Consider the following 16,534-nt stretch of genomic DNA (forward strand, 5'->3'; position numbering starts at 1 on the left):
TTTACGTCTATAAAAGGGCAATCAAAGCAGTCCACCCGGTTTGATGGCTAGCGCCCAGGCCTTTTCCATTGTCACCGTTAAAGTACTCGTAATATAAAATGTAATCTTTAAAATGCTCGTCGTGATTTAATTTGGGATAGCCTCCAAATACCGCACGCTCACCTTTATCATTTTTAAGGAATAAATTTTTCATCCTTTTGCTCAACAAATCTGCAATTTCATTCAGTGAGAAATATTCGTTGGAACCTGTTGGATATTCTACCTTAAAATCATCTGTATAGTATTCGTGAAAATGTTTTAAGGCATCAACCAATAAATAGTTTAAAGGCATCCAAATTGGTCCGCGCCAATTGCTGTTTCCACCAAACATACCTGTATCACTTTCTGCAGGTGTGTACTTTACAGAATAATCACTTCCATTTAACCAGTAACTAAAAGGCTGTGTTTCATAAATTTTAGAAACCGATCGAATACCAAAATCAGAGAGGAACTCGGTAGTATCCAACATTCTGCGCAAAAGCATTTTCATCCTATGGCCACGCAAAAGCGAAAACAAGTGTTTATCATTTCCACTTTTATCTGCCCAATGGCTCACTAGCTGTACCAAATCAGGTCGTTGAAGCATAAAAGCTTCCAAATGAGACCTAAGTTTTGGCAAGTCTTTCCAATCTTTATCGCTAAAAACGATTACCGCGAACATGGGGATCAAACCAACAAGAGAGCGAAGGCGTAACCGATCCCAACCTCCATTGGGATTACGTAATAAATCGTAGTAAAAACCATCGTGATCATCCCATAATCCAATGTGATGATCGCCCATATTATCAATTGATCCGGCAATAAATAAAAAATGTTGTGCAAATTTTATTGCCATATCTTCATATAACGGATCGTGTAAGGCTAGTTCTATACTTATTTGAAGCATATTCAAAGCATACATAGCCATCCAGCTGGTGCCATCGGCTTGCTCCAAAAAACCACCGCCGGGAACGGGCTCACTGCGGTTAAACACCCCGATGTTATCAAGCCCCAGAAAGCCACCTTCAAAAATATTGTTCCCCTCGCTATCTTTTTGATTAACCCACCAGGTGAAGTTGAGAAGTAGGCGCTGAAATACCTCTTCTAAAAACTTTAAATCACCGGTTCCTTTAATTTTCTTATCTACCAGGTAAACCTTGTAAGAAGCCAACGCATGCACCGGCGGATTTGCATCTGTAAAATCCCATTCGTATGCGGGTAATTGTCCGTTTGGATGGATATAACTATTGTTTAATAACAATCGCAATTGCTGTTTGGCAAAATCGGGATCTACAGGCGCAAGCGCTATGCAATGAAAAGCAAGATCCCAGGCAGCAAACCAAGGGTATTCCCACTTATCAGGCATTAAAACAATATCTTTAGCCGTAAAATGGCTCCAATGGTAATTTCTACCACATGCTCTTTCTTGTGCTGGTTTAGGTAAACCCGCATCGCCCTTTAACCAGGCATTTACATCATAATTATAATACTGCTTATTCCATAAAATACCCGCCCAAGCTTGCCGTTGCAGCATTTTTTCTTCATCACTGCAATCCACAGCGTATTTATCTGCATAAAACTCATTGGCTTCTTTTTTACGCACTTCAAAAATCTGATCATAATCTTCAAATGGTGCTTCTAACTGGTTACAGCTTAATCTTAATTTTATGCTGATGCTTTGTTTTGCAGGAATAAGCTTGGTATAGTGAACTGCGACTTTGGTTCCTGTTTTGGCAGGATTTATGGCCTTTCTATTTCCGTTTATCAAATAGTCGTTTATACCATCCTTTACAAAATCTGATGCGTTGGCTGATTGATATAAACATTCATTATTGGTTTCATTATCGGTAAATAAAAATTCAGGTTTACCATCTGCATAACAATAAAATTTACCTAGCTTTTCTGAATGCAAAAGCAATTTATTTTGTCCAATACTGCTAATTGCAGGTTTAGCTGTAGCGCCATCCCAACTCCAGTTGTTACGGTACCATAACTGTGGTAAAATATGAAGATTGGCATCTTCATTGCTTCTATTAAAAATGGTATAATTAATGAGCAAATCATCTACATCATTTTTTGCACAATTGATAAAAACATCAAAATATTTATCTCCATCAAATATACCTGTATCCATCAATTCAAATTCGGGTTCCTGTCTGGATCGTTTGGCGTTTTCATCTACAAGCTTAGCATAAGGGAAAGCAGACTGTGGATATTTATACAACATTTGCATATAGGTATGCATGGGCGTATTATCCAAATAATAATAAAGTTCTTTAACATCTTCTCCATGATTACCCTCTGAATTGTTCAAACCAAAAAGCCGTTCTTTTAAAATAGCATCCTTGCCATTCCATAAAGCTAATCCTACACAAAGCAGTTGCTGATCATCACTTATGCCCGCTAATCCTTCCTCACCCCACCTAAAGGCTTTACTCCTCGCTGTATCATGCGTTGTAAAATCCCAGGCATTTCCATTGGGGCTATAATCTTCCCTCACAGTTCCCCACTGTCGCTCAGTAAGGTATGGTCCCCACTTAAGCCATGCTTTTTGATTGGCATATTGTTGATTAATCCGATTTTGCTCTGCCTTGTTCATATTTAAATATTAGCTATAGTCCAATTGCTAAAACTATACCAATTACCAGTTAGCTTTCAGCTTATTAATATGAAGTTAAATATCCATGATTAAAGTAAATATATTCTAAGTTTTAAGTCACGAACTCAATAATAAAATACAAACCTTTTGGTTTCAGAAACGTTGTTTAAATGAGATTTAATTTATTTATATGAAAACGAGCATCTATAATAAGGAAGAACACACTGAGGGTTACGTAGGACCAGATGGTGGAAAGGAAGAAAAATCTGATGTGCAGAAAGCTTACGAAGAGGGTAAAGATACCAATGTTGTAACCGCTTATGGAAAGGAACCAAGCGAACTGATTAAAGGCAATCCTTTAGCAAAAGATGGTTTCGATAATTCTGGTACACAGGGTAAAGATTCGCTTAGCGATGATGCATATAACAGTGCTGATAAAAACCCAACCATACAGAGTGCTGAAAGCCATACCGGAAGTTCATCTGAAGATTTTAAAACAAATGCCGGCATCAATGAGGATGATGAAAACCATGCATTAAATACAGGAATATAAAGAGACGGTTATGGGATTATTAAAATATGCAATTTTAGGCGCAGCAGCTGTATATGGCTTTAAATATGCCACAAAAAAGCGTGCAACTGATGGAAAATCTTTAATTGATGACTTTAAGGAAAGAGTTCCGGAATATATAGATGAAATTAATAATTACGCCTCAAAAATAAGGCAGGATTACCGGCAAACCAGCGAGTTATATTAATAATGTTTATTAGATTATCACTCAATTAAATTACCTTAGGTAAACCCGCTTAAGGCCAGATTTAATACGGAGTTTTCCGCTGCACAGGTGAGTGCAAGTACTGAGAAATTGAATGTATTTACCAGATTTTTAAAGGCAGTTTATTAATCCAGGTTTGGGCTTAATCATTGCACATTACCCAAACACAAAATTGATATATATCAATATCTTAAAACCGGATTCTTTGTGAATTTACCATAAGTTCTTGAAATTTGCTGTACTGTAGGATTCGCGACAAAGATTAAAAAATCATTAACTAACTATTTAAGGGCATTTGCTACTTAATTAACGCATTACAGTTGTCGGATCCTAAATAAATTCCATCTACCGGAAAATGCATAAGTCTTGTAAAGGGATTATTCAATAAGAATAGTCTCTTTATAACTAAATCATAAATCTTTCCCACTTAAACCCTTCTCATTATTCTTGTTTCTGTTTCCAATGTCTTCACCCTGGCTTAAATTCGAATTATTTAAATTTTCATTTACAGCATGATTAGGATCATTTTCTGTTTTCAATAAATGCGATGCCTCTGGTTCATCCTTACGTTTAAAATCAGTGCGTTTATGGCCGTAAGTAGCCTCACCATTATCCCATTCTATGTGCTCGTCATTTTGATTAACCCCGCCATTAGGATCAATATTTTTATTTTCATTACTTTCCATAGCCATTTTATTTGTAGATAGTCTCCTTTAACAACATTGGTACAATAAAAAAAGTTTAACAGATCCCATTATATATTGCCCAGTCTTTCCATCTCTTCTTACCGATCCGCCAGTCAATTGCAGTTACTATACACCTTCACTTTGATCAATCTCTGTACTACTATCCAAATCTTCTTTGGTTGATCCATTTTCATCACGATGTTTTGGTGGATTTTCCATTCTGCTTTTTTCCAGTTCTGAAAAATCACCACCTTTTTGATTGGCCACTTCCCCATGTGAAGAAGGTTTATTTGTTAGTTCTTCCTTTGGGTCGGCAAAATCCTGTCCCTCAATTGGTAATTCTTCCTGTTCCTTATCCTTATTAGTCATATTAGTACAACCAGTCTGCACAGCTTTTGTTTTGGAATTTGAATGCATAAAAAAAGGCCTCGATTTGCATCGAGACCTTTTCTGTTCTTTTTAAAATCAATTAAACTTTGATTTCAACTTCAACACCGCTAGGCAATTCAAGTTTCATTAAAGCATCAACTGTTTTAGAGTTAGAGCTATAAATATCCAATAAACGTTTGTAAGCGCACAATTGAAATTGCTCTCTAGCTTTTTTGTTTACGTGTGGAGAACGTAAAACAGTAAAGATTTTTTTCTCTGTAGGAAGTGGAATCGGACCACTTACCACTGCACCTGTAGGTTTAACAGTTTTTACGATTTTCTCAGCAGATTTATCTACTAAATTGTAATCGTAAGATTTTAATTTAATTCTGATTCTTTGGCTCATCTTATTTTTAATTATGGTTTCCTGTTAGAGCTATTAACAACAGAAACCGGATTTATCATTTTAGTAGCAAGTATTTAGTATCAAGTATCAAGACTGATGATCCATCTTGATACTTGATACTTTTATCTTAATACTAATTAGTCTTCAGATTTTATTCTGCCTTTAGATTTAGCAATTACTTCATCCTGTACGTTTTTAGGCGCAGCTTCATAATGGTCAAATTCCATGGTAGAAGTTGCACGGCCTGATGTGATGGTACGTAACTGCGTTACATAACCAAACATTTCAGAAAGAGGCACAGTTGCTTTAATTACCTGAGATCCGTTACGGGTATCCATACCTAATAACTGACCACGACGACGGTTCATATCACCGATCACATCACCCATGTTTTCTTCAGGGGTTAAGATTTCGATTTTCATGATTGGCTCCATCAAAGTAGGTTTACATTTAGGTAAAGCCTCACGGTATGCCATTTTAGCAGCAAGCTCAAATGATAAAGCATCTGAATCGACCGCGTGGAATGAACCATCCGTTAAACGAACTTTCATATCAGGAAGTGGATAACCAGCTAATACACCATTTGCCATAGAAGCAGCAAAACCTTTTTCTACTGAAGGGATAAACTCACGAGGAATTGAACCACCTGTAATTTCGTTTACAAACTGCAAACCACCTTTTTCGAAATCAGCATCAATTGGTGAGATAATTACTGAAATATCAGCAAATTTACCACGACCACCTGATTGTTTCTTGTATGTTTCGCGGTGTGTTGTTGAACCGAAAATAGCTTCTTTGTAAGCTACCTGCGGTGCACCTTGATTAACCTCTACTTTAAATTCGCGTTTTAAACGGTCAATTAAAATATCTAAGTGTAACTCACCCATACCAGAGATAACAGTTTGACCAGTTTCCTGATCTGTTTGCACTCTAAATGTAGGATCCTCTTCAGCTAATTTACCTAAACCAATACCTAATTTATCAACGTCAGCCTGAGTTTTAGGCTCAATAGCTAAACCGATAACTGGTTCTGGGAAATCCATTGACTCAAGAACGATTGGGTTTTTCTCATCACAAAGTGTATCACCTGTTTTGATATCTTTAAAGCCAACTACCGCAGCAATATCACCAGCAGCCACATTTGGCACAGGATTTTGCTTGTTAGCATGCATTTGGAAGATACGGGAAATACGCTCTTTACTTTCTGAACGTGTGTTATAAACGTAAGAACCAGCTTCTAAATTACCCGAGTAAACACGGATAAAACATAAACGCCCTACAAATGGGTCAGTTGCAATTTTAAAAGCTAAAGCTGCAAATGGCTCAGTAATACTTGGTTTTAATAAAACCTCTTCGTTAGTATCTGGGTTTGTACCAATAACACCTTCACTATCCATAGGTGAAGGCAATAATTCCATCACATAATCAAGCATCGTTTGTACACCTTTGTTTTTGAAAGATGAACCACAAACCATAGGTACAATTTTAGCATCTAAAACAGCTGCACGTAAAGCATCTAAAACTTCGCGTTCTGTGATGGTTTCTGGCGCTTCGAAGAATTTCTCCATTAACGACTCATCATAATCAGCAACCGATTCAAGTAATTTCTCTCTCCACTCAGCAACCTCATCAATCATATCATCAGGGATTGGCACTTCAGTAAAGGTCATCCCTTTATCATGCTCATTCCAAACAATACCACGGTTGTTGATCAAATCAACCACACCTTTAAATCCGTCTTCAGATCCGATAGGTAATTGTAATGGAACTGCATTACTACCCAACATTTCTTTAACCTGTTTAACAACTTTTAAAAAGTCTGCTCCGGAACGGTCCATTTTATTAACGAAACCAATACGAGGCACACTGTAGTTGTTTGCTAAACGCCAGTTTGTTTCTGATTGAGGCTCAACACCATCAACAGCTGAAAACAAGAATACTAATCCATCTAGTACACGTAGTGAACGGTTTACCTCAACGGTAAAATCCACGTGCCCCGGAGTATCAATCACGTTAACGTGATACTTTTGACCTCTGTAATTCCAATCAACAGTAGTTGCAGCAGAAGTAATGGTAATACCACGCTCTTGCTCTTGTGCCATCCAGTCCATTGTTGCAGCACCTTCGTGCACTTCACCAATTTTATGACTTACACCAGCATAATAAAGGATACGCTCAGTTGTTGTAGTTTTACCCGCATCAATGTGAGCCGCGATTCCAATATTTCTTGTAAATTTTAAATCTCTTGCCATGTTATGTTTTTGATTTATCTGATTTTAAATGATTACACCGATTATGTTAAAACAAATCGGTGCAATTTATCTAATCAGTATAATCTTCTAATTAAATCTGTGTAATCTTACTAATCTGTTAATCCTAAATTAGAATCTGAAGTGAGAGAACGCTTTGTTAGCCTCAGCCATTTTGTGCGTATCTTCTTTCTTCTTAACAGCAGCACCTTCACCTTTAGCAGCAGCTACGATTTCACCAGCTAATTTCTCTTTCATGGTTTTTTCACCACGACGACGAGCGTATAAAATTAACCATTTCATACCTAAAGCTGTTTTACGCTCTGGTCTAACCTCAGTTGGAACCTGGAAGTTAGCACCACCAACACGACGAGATTTAACCTCTACAGCTGGCATAATGTTAGTTAATGCGCGTTTGAATATCTCTAACCCGTTTTCACCTGCTTTTTTCTCAGCAATTTCAACAGCATCATAAAAAATTGAATAAGCGATAGATTTTTTTCCATCGTACATCATATTGTTTACAAAACGAGTTACCTGAACATCATTAAATTTTGGATCAGGAAGAATAATTCTCTTTTTTGGTTTTGACTTTCTCATTTCTTATTTCCTCCCGATTATTTCTTTTTACCTTTTGTTGGTGCCGCAACTACCTGTCCTGGTTTAGGACGTTTAGTACCATATTTAGAACGACGTTGGTTACGACCAGCCACACCTGATGTATCTAATGCACCACGGATGATGTGGTAACGTACACCTGGTAAATCTTTAACACGACCACCACGGATCAATACGATTGAGTGCTCCTGTAAGTTGTGACCTTCTCCAGGAATGTAAGCATTCACCTCTTTACCGTTCGTTAAACGAACACGGGCTACTTTACGCATTGCTGAGTTTGGTTTTTTAGGGGTAGTGGTGTACACACGTGTACATACACCTCTTCGCTGTGGACAACTGTCCAACGCTGGAGACTTACTCTTGAACTCCAGTGCTACTCTACCTTTTCTAACTAATTGTTGAATGGTTGGCATTGTGCTTTTTTTTGTTTTTTATTAAAAAATTTACCGCTCCCCCGGCATCCTTGCAGATAGCCCATAAAACGGACTGCAAAAGTAGAACAATTCTTTTTAAAAATCAAGGGGTTAGCGTAAAAATTTTTCAGTTGGCACTTATCAGTTTTCAGTTGAAGATTAAGGAGTTGCAGTTCTTCCTTTCTCTTGTCGTCAGTGAAAACTGAAGCGAAGGCAATGATAGTGGCATGAAGCAATCTTTCTCACCTTAAACATTCAAGCCACCCAGGCATTGTTTCATCATTATTATACGATTATTTGGAAAGCAGTTTCAGCCATCCTTAGGCTGGGTTCGGCCCCGCTAATGTTACAAGCTCGTGAAGAACTCGCTTTCCACGTATATCGGGTTTAGGTGGCAAAGTAGGCTTCTAATATTAATGTTTTCCCTGCAAAGTTTAAAGAAGATCAATTTGCCTTCCAGTTTTTGCAACATTGGGACCTGCAAGCGAAGGAGATTTTAATAACCAGAAACGACCTCTAAACCAGCCCTGGCGGTGTTGCGCTTCTTTTAATATTCAACAAGTGTCTTTTAGCAATAATCTGCACACACAAATACATTCATTACCAAAATGGTAACAAAGCAAATTTAATTTATTATCTCATAATTTCATGGGCTACTCTGACACTACCACAGAAGTTACGTTTGTAGTAAAGGGTTAAATATATGACTGTTTTTTCACACCATTGTGTTAAATACTTTATCTTTAATAAAAATCTAAATTATGTTCTTAAGTATCATCGGGATTATTATCATTTTTGTTGGTTTTGCAGTATCAAACCAAAATAACGTTATTGGTCGCTACGGCACTATTACCAAAATTATTGGTGTAGTGCTGGTCATCATTGGCCTATCCTTCTCCATATTTAAAGTTATTGATGCTGGCCAGGTTGGCGTTAAAACAGTTTTTGGAAAAGTAGATAAGGACGTTTTATATAGTGGCTTAAACGTAACTAATCCTATTGCGGTAATTACGCCTTTTGACGTTAAAACCCAAAACTACACCATGTCTGGCGTGCATGATGAAGGCAATAAACAGACGGATGATGCACTACGTGTTTTATCTGCAGACGGACTAGAGGTTATTATTGATCTTTCGGTACTATTCAGGGTAAAAGGAAGTGCCGCTCCAAATATTTTACGAGAAATAGGAACTGATTATCTGGAGAAGATTGTCCGCCCGGTTTCACGTACCGCTATACGCGATAATGCAGTTGCTTACGATGCCGTTGCATTGTACTCAAGCAAACGGGATGAATTTCAATCTAAAATATTTAATACCATAGAGAAAAGTTTTGCAAAAAGAGGTTTAGAACTAGAACAACTTTTGGTGCGTAATATCACTTTACCTGCATCGGTAAAAGCAAGTATCGAATCGAAAATAAACGCAGAACAGGATGCACAAAAAATGACTTTTGTGCTCCAAAAAGAACGCCAGGAAGCAGAACGGAAAAGAGTAGAAGCACAGGGGATAGCCGATTATCAGCGTATCCTTTCAACAGGCTTAAGCGATCGCCAGCTTCAATACGAATCTATATTGGCTCAGAAAGAAATTGCAAAATCGGCTAATACCAAGGTTATTATTATGGGTAATGGCAAAAGTGCACCGATTATTTTAGGTGGAAATTAACTTTCAAACGTTCTAAAAAATAAAAACAAAAATCATCACCATCATATTTGTAGCATTGCATACCTATGTAATGCACAACCCACTTCAGCTATTAAAAGAAAGGCCGATGTAGGTTTTGATGCTTACGAGAAACTCATACCTGAGGTTAAAGCCCATCGCAAAAGTAAGCTCATTGATTTACCAGCATTTTTAAAAATGGCTGAAGAGAAAGGTACCATAGTTTGCCCGTATACAATTGCCTTTAAAGTTTTGAGGTTTAAGATGGCGCTTTCACGAACTGAAACAAAAAAGTCTTCCAGTTTTACCTGAAAGACTTTCCTTTTTTAAGCTTTAGCTACTTTTTTTGTGTGTTTTTTATGATGATGTTTTTTATGACTTTTTTTAGTCATAGATTTTTCTGTAGTTGGTTTTGCAGGTGCTGCAGTTTGCGCATTAACCGTTGCAAAGGTAAACATGGCTAATAAAGCGATGCTTAAAACTTTAATTGCTTTCATTTTCAAGTTGATTAATAATGAATAAACCTTGTTATTTTTTTTATTAAATCTCGAAAAGCAAAATGAAGATTTAATGAATTATGGCAGATCGAAAGCAAAAGTATATTCTAGCTTTCTTCCACTCAATACATACTCAGAAACTACCTTTCCGTCAACTAGGATTTTATATTCGCCTTTAGATTTATGCTTAGCAGTAGCAAAAGTTGTAAGCCGAACATGTGTTCCTGATTTTAAGGTTACAGTCCTTTCCCATGCACCGTTAATTTCTTTTAGTTCTGTCTGTTTTCCACTTTCAGTGGTGTAAGCCATATCGGCCATTAAACCATCTCCAAAATTTGCCTGATACACTACGCTATAAGTTTCTTTCTGAGGAATATCTATTTTACCACGCGACATGGAATAGAAGGTTGTCGCGGTTGATAAAGCACAACTGCTTAAAATGATCGCCAGCAAAAAAGAACAGATAATATTTTTCATTTGATATGGTTTAGATCAAGATGACGATGGCTTTAGAGAAAAGGTTGCAAAGGAAAGAGAAATGATTAAATAAAAGCATGATTGAATGAGAGACATTGGATTAGACTAGCCATTCACTCCTTCTAAACGCACTCATTCCATCATTTATTAAACGTATCAAGGTATAAATCTTCAACCTTTTTTCTGGCCCAGGGCATTCTTCTTAAAAATTTTAAGCTCGATTTTATGGTTTGGTTGTTATTGAAACAATCGATCCTGATCAATGATCCCAGTTTTTCCCAACCGTAATGCGTTTGCAGATCGGTTACTATTTTTTCCAGAGTGATACCGTGTAAAGGATTATTTTTTTGCTGTTCGGCCATGGAGCAAAGTTAAGGCAAAATTATCAGGGTTTGTACTGGGCCATCCAAACATTTGCACCCCCGCAATCGGGATCGTTTACTTTGTGCCTAAGCACTTCAAATTGATTTGCCTGAAGCAGGGTTTGATATTCAGCGGTATCCAAAGAAGCATGAAAAAGATTTTCGCCACCATTCATGCCCCATGCTTCTCCCCTCTCCGTTCCAGAGGTAAACAGCAAAATACCGTAAGGTTTAAGGTGACGTTTAAAAATTGCAAACATATCCGGCTGATCATCGGCAGGAAGATGAAAAAAACTGTGCCAGGTAATAATCGCATCAAATTTTTCGTCGAGATCGAGTTCACGCATATCTTTTAACAGAAACCTGGTAGATGGAAAATTGATTTTGGCCAGCTCAATCATTTGCTTGCTGGCATCAACCCCTAAAACATTTACCCCATTGTTAATAAAATATTCCAATATGGGTTTTCCATCACCGCAGCCCAGGTCTAAAACCTTTGCATCTGTTGCAAGGTGCTGGAGGATATCATTTAAATAAGTTTTTTCTACCAAATCAACATAACGGTTTTCGGCAAACCAGCTGCCTATCTTGTTGTAAACTTTGTAAACGTTTTTGCGTTCTCCTTTTTCCATCCGTATAAATTTTCGATTATTATTGATGTTAATTTTTAATTCAGGGATTTAAAATATCCATCACCTCATGCTTTAGTAACAACAAATTAATCATTTTTTTTTGGAAACAAGCGTACAATGGTACTTGGCAAATGCAGCCCTGCCATCCGCTTTATCCCTCTTGATCCCGATATAAAATCGGGACGGAATGCCCGCTACTATCAGGTTTAAGATGAACGGCCTGCTTCCTAAAATGGAGCGAAAGATATTGAACCCTTAATTTCCAAAACAATACCAGTTTAACAACAATCGTAAACGGGTTTATAAATTAACCAACAGCCGTAGCATCAATTTCAATTAACATGCCATTTAAGGCCAATCTTTGTACAGGAATAAGCGTGTTTACCGGGAATTTTTGGTCGGGCCATATTTTGTTCGATTCTTCGATCAGGATCTCATGTTTGGCATCATCGTAATCTACCACCAAAGTAGTCAGTTTTGCAATGTTGGCCATGGTTAAATTTCTGCTTTTTAAGGCTAAAGCAATATTCTCGAATACAATAACAACTTGTGTCCTAAAATCATCACTTAAAATGCCGTCTGTTCTACTGCCGCCCTGACCTGCAACAAATACCAGCTGACGGTCAGCCGGAACGGAGGCAAGGTGAGAATAACCATGTGGACGGGGATCGTATATACCTTCGGGATTGGTAATTTCTAAAATAGGTTCTGCCATATCTGTAATTTTATACTGCTAAATTATCTGATAGTTTCCCGTAAATCGTCGGCAGTTTGCAATAAAAAACCTCCTGATCTTTTAAAATCAGGAGGTCTGGAATTTATTTAATGTAAGCTCGGTTGCCCATTAAGCTAAAAGGGTAAAACTCAAGAAGTCTTCGACTACGCTCAGACTGACAACCGCAGCACTTAATTTAATAACATTGGCTTAGTTGCCTGTAGCGGTCCACGTATCGTTATCAGGATTTGAATCTGGCAATACTTTATCCGGATCTAAAGTAACCGATTCAATTTCTTCAGTTGTTGGGAAACGAACCAGCCAGCTTGTATTTTTCATCCAAACATCAACCGGAACTTTTACCGTTTCAGTTTTTCCGCTTTTGGTTTTAACCTGAAGAATGATTGGCATCGGCATTTTCTCTAAGTTTACCACTTTAATGTTGTAGCCTACCAATTTATCGTCTTTTTTAACGGCCTCAACGCTAGCGATGCCTTGATCCATTTTCCAGCTGTTTAAAAACCAGCTTCTCCAGAACCAGGCCAAATCTTCGCCCGCTCCATTTTCCATTGAACGGAAGAAATCGAACGGTGTTGGGTGTTTAAATGCCCAATTTTTAATGTACTGGCGGAAAGCATAATCAAAACGGTCTTCGCCTAAGATCTGGTTTCTCAAAATATCCAGCCCCCATCCCGGCTTACTGTATAAGTTAACACCGATATTTCTTTCAGCCATACCATCAGGTATCTGCATAATATTTTCATAAATCGGGTTACCGATCACAATTTTACCAATTCTGTGCAAATCAGCCGGAGGGCCCGCGTATTCGCCATTATTAAAGTTTTTCTTAGAAATACCGTTGATGAAAGTATTAAAACCTTCGTCCATCCAACCGTATTTACGCTCGTTAGAACCTACAATCATCGGGAACCAGGTGTGCCCAAATTCGTGATCGATTACACCCCATGCGCTGGCCTTTTTAGCAGTCCATCCACAGAAAACAATACCAGGATATTCCATACCACCAATATTGGTCGCTACGTTAACAGCCATTGGATAAGGATATTCGAACCATTTCGATGAATAATGTTCGATAGTTGATTTTACATATTCCACTCCACGGCCATAAGAATCAATACCATTGCTTTCTACCGGTTGTGCAGAAACTGCCAAACCTGTTTTGCCACTTGGCAGTTTATACCTTGCGGCATCTAATACAAATGCTTTTGATGAAGCCCAGGCCGCATCGCGTGCATTGGTGATTTTAAACTTCCAGGTTAATTTATCTTTCGCCGGACGTGATTTCGGATCGGTTACTTCTGCTTCGCTCCGGATGTGAACAGTAGCATCGCTCAGTTTAGCCGCGTTCCATCTTTTTAACTGCTCTTGCGTAAAAACTTCGGCAGGGTTTAATAACTCGCCCGAACCCATTACGATATGGCTCGCCGGTGCAGTAATGGCAAAGTTGATATCGCCATATTCGCAATAAAACTCTCCCCCGCCCCAATATGGCAAAGTATTCCAACCGATTACATCATCATACACACACATGCGCGGAAACCATTGCGCAATGGCAAAAATTTCACCGTTTTTTGTAGTTAAATGACCTGTTCTGTCCGATCCTTCTTTAGGTACAATATATGAATAATCCATTTTAATGGTTATCAAATCGCCATTAGCGGCCAAAGGCTGATCCAAACGGATCTGCATACGGGTATCTTCAACGATAGAAGTGAATTTTACCGCTCCTGCTTTTTGAGCTACGCTGATGTTCTGGAGTTTATAGCCACCATCAAATTTTTCGCCCTGTGCGCCATAACGGCTAAGTGAAGCGGTAACGGCATAACCACGTGAAGTTTCTTTAAAAGTATTCTGATCTAACTGCAACCATAAATAAGGCAATTTATCGGGACTGTTGTTTTTGTAGGTAATGGTAACTGTTCCGCTAACCATGTTCTTGGTTTCATCCAGGTTGGCGGTAATGTTATAATCAACATGGTTTTGCCAGTATTTTGGTCCTGGCGCTCCAATTGCCGAGCGGAATTCATTTCCGTTTTGGGTATAAAATAGTGGTCCAAATGCTTCAGCGGGATTATAGTTACTTGCTGGTGAAGGGGTTGTAGCTTGTTGGGCTGATGCTGAAAAAGCAAAAACACAACAAACCAAACCAAAATTAATCAGTTTAGTCAATTTCATGATCATAATAAGGTTGTAATACTGCGGTAAATATAAAAAATAACCACATATAGATTTATATATGGTTATAATGTTACCAATAACGGTTATAATGTAATTAATATCTGTAAAGAGACTTAATTAGCCTTTAATTTCGGCAAATCCTGCAATTTTCTTTCCTGCGGGCTTAATTTTTTCCATGCTACAAAAGCACGTGAGATGTAAAAAGAATAACGAAAAGGTCTTTCAGCCTTTATAGCTTCTATTGAAGGTCTATAAATGATCATAAAATTTTTAAGGTCTTCACCTTCCAGTTTGGTAAGATCAGTGATGGCCTTTGGCGTAAAGTTTTCGTCGATTTCATCCTGATACATTTCCTTTTCTTCTAAATCGGCTTCTTTACGCTGCTGTCTTTTATATTTACCATAACCCAAATTCAGGTTCAAGCCACCCACCTTATCTTTCATACGCTTACGGTTTAGGTTGCCCCCGGTATTAAGCAAGGTGTATTTTTCTGCCAGGGGATCTTTAGCGTCAGTTACCTGGCTATTCATGCGGACCGCAGTAATATCGACATCTTTTAAACTGTTCGATTTTACCGGAAGGTAGATGGTCCTGTTTAGCAGATTGGTTAAATAAAGCGTGTCGGTATGATACCCTACTGCCGAAAATTCAATCAGATCGCCAATGTTGGCTGCAATGGTGTATTTACCTTCTTTATTGGTACTGGTAGATTTTTTACTGTTCAGGTTTCTGATGGAAACGCCAGGCAGTGAGAGTGTTTTTTTCGAATAATCGAAAACTGTACCTGTAGTTACCGTTTGTGCAAAAACGCCAATTGGCAAGGCAAGCAATAGAAAAATGATCAGTTTGTACATACTCAAAAGTAACTTAGTTCGACATTTAAAAGCTGCATTTAACAAACTTTAACATTAGAACAAATGAATCAGGTTAGTGTTTTTAAATAATTTTCATCGTCAAATCCAATTAATATGGCTTTGTTGTTTTGCTCAATAATCGGGCGTTTTATGGCGCTGGTATTTTCTTTTAAATAAGCGATCGCCAAATCCTGGTTATCAATTTTGGCTTGTTCCTCTTTAGTCAGTTTCTTCCAGGTTAAGCCTTTACGGTTTAAAACCGTTTCCCAGCCGAAAGTATTACACCATTCGTTTAACTTTTCGCTGGTAATGCCTTTTTTCTTAAAATCGTGAAATTCAAAATCAATCTGATGTGCTTTTAACCAATCAAGCGACTTTTTAACTGTATTGCAATTTGGAATTCCGTAAACGGTCATATTGAATAATGTAAGATAGAAAATGTATAATGGACGATGGAAAAACCAATCCAGCAATCCGTTTCAAAGATAATAAAATTGTTTATCTGTGGTGTTGGATATTACTATCCGACACAAAGTTGAATTATTGATTTTCGCGAACGAGGCTGTCTCATAAATTGTATTTCCCATCGAATTTGTCACGTTGAGCCTTTCGAAACGCCTTTAATACATTTACTAGAGGTCCTTCGACAAGCTACCATTGACGTTATTTTTAAATTATTATTAATCAGCATTTTAACTGCTTTCGCATTTCCATCCAGCTAGGCCATAGCACTGTATCCCCGTTCTACTTAAATCCGGCCTAACAAATTTTTCGGGCTGCACTGTTCTTGCTGCAGAACTGCCTTCAAAAGAAAAATTTTCAGCCGGCATTTTTTGTTTCTTTTTGATGCCAAAAAGAAAGAGCCCTTCGGCGGCGGTGAGCCGAGGCAAGACTGCGCCGTAGGACAAGAGAAAACAATTTTACGTCATTCATATTGATTTTAAACAATTAATTAACCCTCAGGATGATAATTTTACACTTATGATATAGCTTCAATTAT

18 protein-coding genes are annotated in these 16,534 nt (G+C 37.8%); 3 read left to right on the top strand and 15 right to left on the bottom strand.

The features are described 5' to 3' along the window. Positions 1-7: 7 nt before the first annotated feature. Positions 8-2,617 carry an MGH1-like glycoside hydrolase domain-containing protein gene (locus tag BCL90_RS10145; RefSeq protein WP_121283874.1) on the bottom strand — a complete coding sequence of 870 codons (2,610 nt, stop codon included), beginning with the start codon at positions 2,615-2,617 and terminating at the stop codon, positions 8-10. Positions 2,618-2,807: 190 nt separating this feature from the next. On the opposite strand from BCL90_RS10145, the gene BCL90_RS10150 reads away from it, so the two are divergent. Continuing rightward, entirely contained in the window at positions 2,808-3,170 is a 363-nt protein-coding gene (locus BCL90_RS10150; protein ID WP_121283875.1) for a hypothetical protein, read from the top strand. 10 nt (positions 3,171-3,180) lie between these two features. Beyond that, positions 3,181-3,375: a YtxH domain-containing protein gene (locus BCL90_RS10155; protein WP_121283876.1), complete on the top strand. Its 195-nt coding sequence runs from the start codon at positions 3,181-3,183 to the stop codon at positions 3,373-3,375. Between the two features lie 428 nt (positions 3,376-3,803). Here BCL90_RS10155 and BCL90_RS10160 read toward each other — a convergent pair whose 3' ends face one another. The 6 genes from BCL90_RS10160 to rpsL form a co-directional block, all read right to left on the bottom strand. Then, complete coding sequence (locus BCL90_RS10160; RefSeq protein WP_134380460.1) at positions 3,804-4,079, bottom strand: hypothetical protein; 276 nt, start codon at positions 4,077-4,079, stop codon at positions 3,804-3,806. A gap of 126 nt (positions 4,080-4,205) precedes the next feature. Next, entirely contained in the window at positions 4,206-4,448 is a 243-nt protein-coding gene (locus BCL90_RS10165; RefSeq protein WP_134380457.1) for a hypothetical protein, read from the bottom strand. Positions 4,449-4,548: 100 nt separating this feature from the next. Further along, positions 4,549-4,854: a 30S ribosomal protein S10 gene (gene rpsJ / locus BCL90_RS10170; RefSeq protein ID WP_008244591.1), complete on the bottom strand. Its 306-nt coding sequence runs from the start codon at positions 4,852-4,854 to the stop codon at positions 4,549-4,551. Positions 4,855-4,991: 137 nt separating this feature from the next. Beyond that, entirely contained in the window at positions 4,992-7,106 is a 2,115-nt protein-coding gene (gene fusA / locus BCL90_RS10175; RefSeq protein ID WP_121283879.1) for an elongation factor G, read from the bottom strand. Positions 7,107-7,235: 129 nt separating this feature from the next. Further along, positions 7,236-7,703: a 30S ribosomal protein S7 gene (rpsG, locus tag BCL90_RS10180; RefSeq protein WP_056097505.1), complete on the bottom strand. Its 468-nt coding sequence runs from the start codon at positions 7,701-7,703 to the stop codon at positions 7,236-7,238. 17 nt (positions 7,704-7,720) lie between these two features. Further along, positions 7,721-8,134, bottom strand: coding sequence for a 30S ribosomal protein S12 (rpsL, locus tag BCL90_RS10185; protein WP_029278631.1), 414 nt, complete (start codon positions 8,132-8,134; stop codon positions 7,721-7,723). 761 nt (positions 8,135-8,895) lie between these two features. Between rpsL and BCL90_RS10195 the strand changes: the two genes are divergently transcribed. Next, a complete protein-coding gene (locus BCL90_RS10195; RefSeq protein ID WP_121283881.1) occupies positions 8,896-9,801 on the top strand; it encodes a prohibitin family protein in 906 nt (301 codons plus the stop codon). Between the two features lie 323 nt (positions 9,802-10,124). On the opposite strand, the gene BCL90_RS25680 is transcribed toward BCL90_RS10195, so the two are convergent. From BCL90_RS25680 to BCL90_RS10230, 8 genes are all read right to left on the bottom strand, one after another. After that, the gene (locus tag BCL90_RS25680; RefSeq protein WP_165902645.1) at positions 10,125-10,295 is read right to left on the bottom strand and encodes a hypothetical protein; all 171 of its coding nucleotides are present in this window, start codon (positions 10,293-10,295) and stop codon (positions 10,125-10,127) included. 78 nt (positions 10,296-10,373) lie between these two features. After that, the gene (locus BCL90_RS10200) at positions 10,374-10,772 is read right to left on the bottom strand and encodes a hypothetical protein (protein ID WP_121283882.1); all 399 of its coding nucleotides are present in this window, start codon (positions 10,770-10,772) and stop codon (positions 10,374-10,376) included. A 140-nt stretch (positions 10,773-10,912) separates the two neighbouring features. After that, a complete protein-coding gene (locus BCL90_RS10205) occupies positions 10,913-11,134 on the bottom strand; it encodes a VF530 family protein (RefSeq protein WP_121283883.1) in 222 nt (73 codons plus the stop codon). 23 nt (positions 11,135-11,157) lie between these two features. Beyond that, positions 11,158-11,766 carry a class I SAM-dependent methyltransferase gene (locus BCL90_RS10210; RefSeq protein ID WP_121283884.1) on the bottom strand — a complete coding sequence of 203 codons (609 nt, stop codon included), beginning with the start codon at positions 11,764-11,766 and terminating at the stop codon, positions 11,158-11,160. Between the two features lie 307 nt (positions 11,767-12,073). Next, positions 12,074-12,481, bottom strand: coding sequence for a RidA family protein (locus BCL90_RS10215; protein WP_121283885.1), 408 nt, complete (start codon positions 12,479-12,481; stop codon positions 12,074-12,076). A 210-nt stretch (positions 12,482-12,691) separates the two neighbouring features. Beyond that, the gene (locus BCL90_RS10220) at positions 12,692-14,677 is read right to left on the bottom strand and encodes a M1 family metallopeptidase (RefSeq protein WP_121284592.1); all 1,986 of its coding nucleotides are present in this window, start codon (positions 14,675-14,677) and stop codon (positions 12,692-12,694) included. 116 nt (positions 14,678-14,793) lie between these two features. After that, the gene (locus BCL90_RS10225; RefSeq protein ID WP_121283886.1) at positions 14,794-15,534 is read right to left on the bottom strand and encodes a carboxypeptidase-like regulatory domain-containing protein; all 741 of its coding nucleotides are present in this window, start codon (positions 15,532-15,534) and stop codon (positions 14,794-14,796) included. 68 nt (positions 15,535-15,602) lie between these two features. Next, complete coding sequence (locus tag BCL90_RS10230; protein ID WP_121283887.1) at positions 15,603-15,950, bottom strand: Spx/MgsR family RNA polymerase-binding regulatory protein; 348 nt, start codon at positions 15,948-15,950, stop codon at positions 15,603-15,605. Positions 15,951-16,534 lie beyond the last annotated feature (584 nt).

It is taken from the genome of Pedobacter alluvionis, from assembly GCF_003664035.1.
GTDB classification, from domain to species: domain Bacteria; phylum Bacteroidota; class Bacteroidia; order Sphingobacteriales; family Sphingobacteriaceae; genus Pedobacter; species Pedobacter alluvionis.

Coding starts and splice junctions, on each gene's coding strand:
- BCL90_RS10215 (WP_121283885.1), bottom strand. CDS start 12,481: ATGGCAGAACCTATTTTAGAAATTACCAATCCCGAAGGTATATACGAT.
- BCL90_RS10230 (WP_121283887.1), bottom strand. CDS start 15,950: ATGACCGTTTACGGAATTCCAAATTGCAATACAGTTAAAAAGTCGCTT.
- rpsG (WP_056097505.1), bottom strand. CDS start 7,703: ATGAGAAAGTCAAAACCAAAAAAGAGAATTATTCTTCCTGATCCAAAA.
- BCL90_RS10210 (WP_121283884.1), bottom strand. CDS start 11,766: ATGGAAAAAGGAGAACGCAAAAACGTTTACAAAGTTTACAACAAGATA.
- BCL90_RS10145 (WP_121283874.1), bottom strand. CDS start 2,617: ATGAACAAGGCAGAGCAAAATCGGATTAATCAACAATATGCCAATCAA.
- BCL90_RS10220 (WP_121284592.1), bottom strand. CDS start 14,677: ATGAAATTGACTAAACTGATTAATTTTGGTTTGGTTTGTTGTGTTTTT.
- BCL90_RS10155 (WP_121283876.1), top strand. CDS start 3,181: ATGGGATTATTAAAATATGCAATTTTAGGCGCAGCAGCTGTATATGGC.
- BCL90_RS10200 (WP_121283882.1), bottom strand. CDS start 10,772: ATGAAAAATATTATCTGTTCTTTTTTGCTGGCGATCATTTTAAGCAGT.
- BCL90_RS10195 (WP_121283881.1), top strand. CDS start 8,896: ATGTTCTTAAGTATCATCGGGATTATTATCATTTTTGTTGGTTTTGCA.
- fusA (WP_121283879.1), bottom strand. CDS start 7,106: ATGGCAAGAGATTTAAAATTTACAAGAAATATTGGAATCGCGGCTCAC.
- rpsJ (WP_008244591.1), bottom strand. CDS start 4,854: ATGAGCCAAAGAATCAGAATTAAATTAAAATCTTACGATTACAATTTA.
- BCL90_RS10205 (WP_121283883.1), bottom strand. CDS start 11,134: ATGGCCGAACAGCAAAAAAATAATCCTTTACACGGTATCACTCTGGAA.
- BCL90_RS10160 (WP_134380460.1), bottom strand. CDS start 4,079: ATGGAAAGTAATGAAAATAAAAATATTGATCCTAATGGCGGGGTTAAT.
- BCL90_RS10165 (WP_134380457.1), bottom strand. CDS start 4,448: ATGACTAATAAGGATAAGGAACAGGAAGAATTACCAATTGAGGGACAG.
- rpsL (WP_029278631.1), bottom strand. CDS start 8,134: ATGCCAACCATTCAACAATTAGTTAGAAAAGGTAGAGTAGCACTGGAG.
- BCL90_RS10150 (WP_121283875.1), top strand. CDS start 2,808: ATGAAAACGAGCATCTATAATAAGGAAGAACACACTGAGGGTTACGTA.
- BCL90_RS10225 (WP_121283886.1), bottom strand. CDS start 15,534: ATGTACAAACTGATCATTTTTCTATTGCTTGCCTTGCCAATTGGCGTT.
- BCL90_RS25680 (WP_165902645.1), bottom strand. CDS start 10,295: ATGAAAGCAATTAAAGTTTTAAGCATCGCTTTATTAGCCATGTTTACC.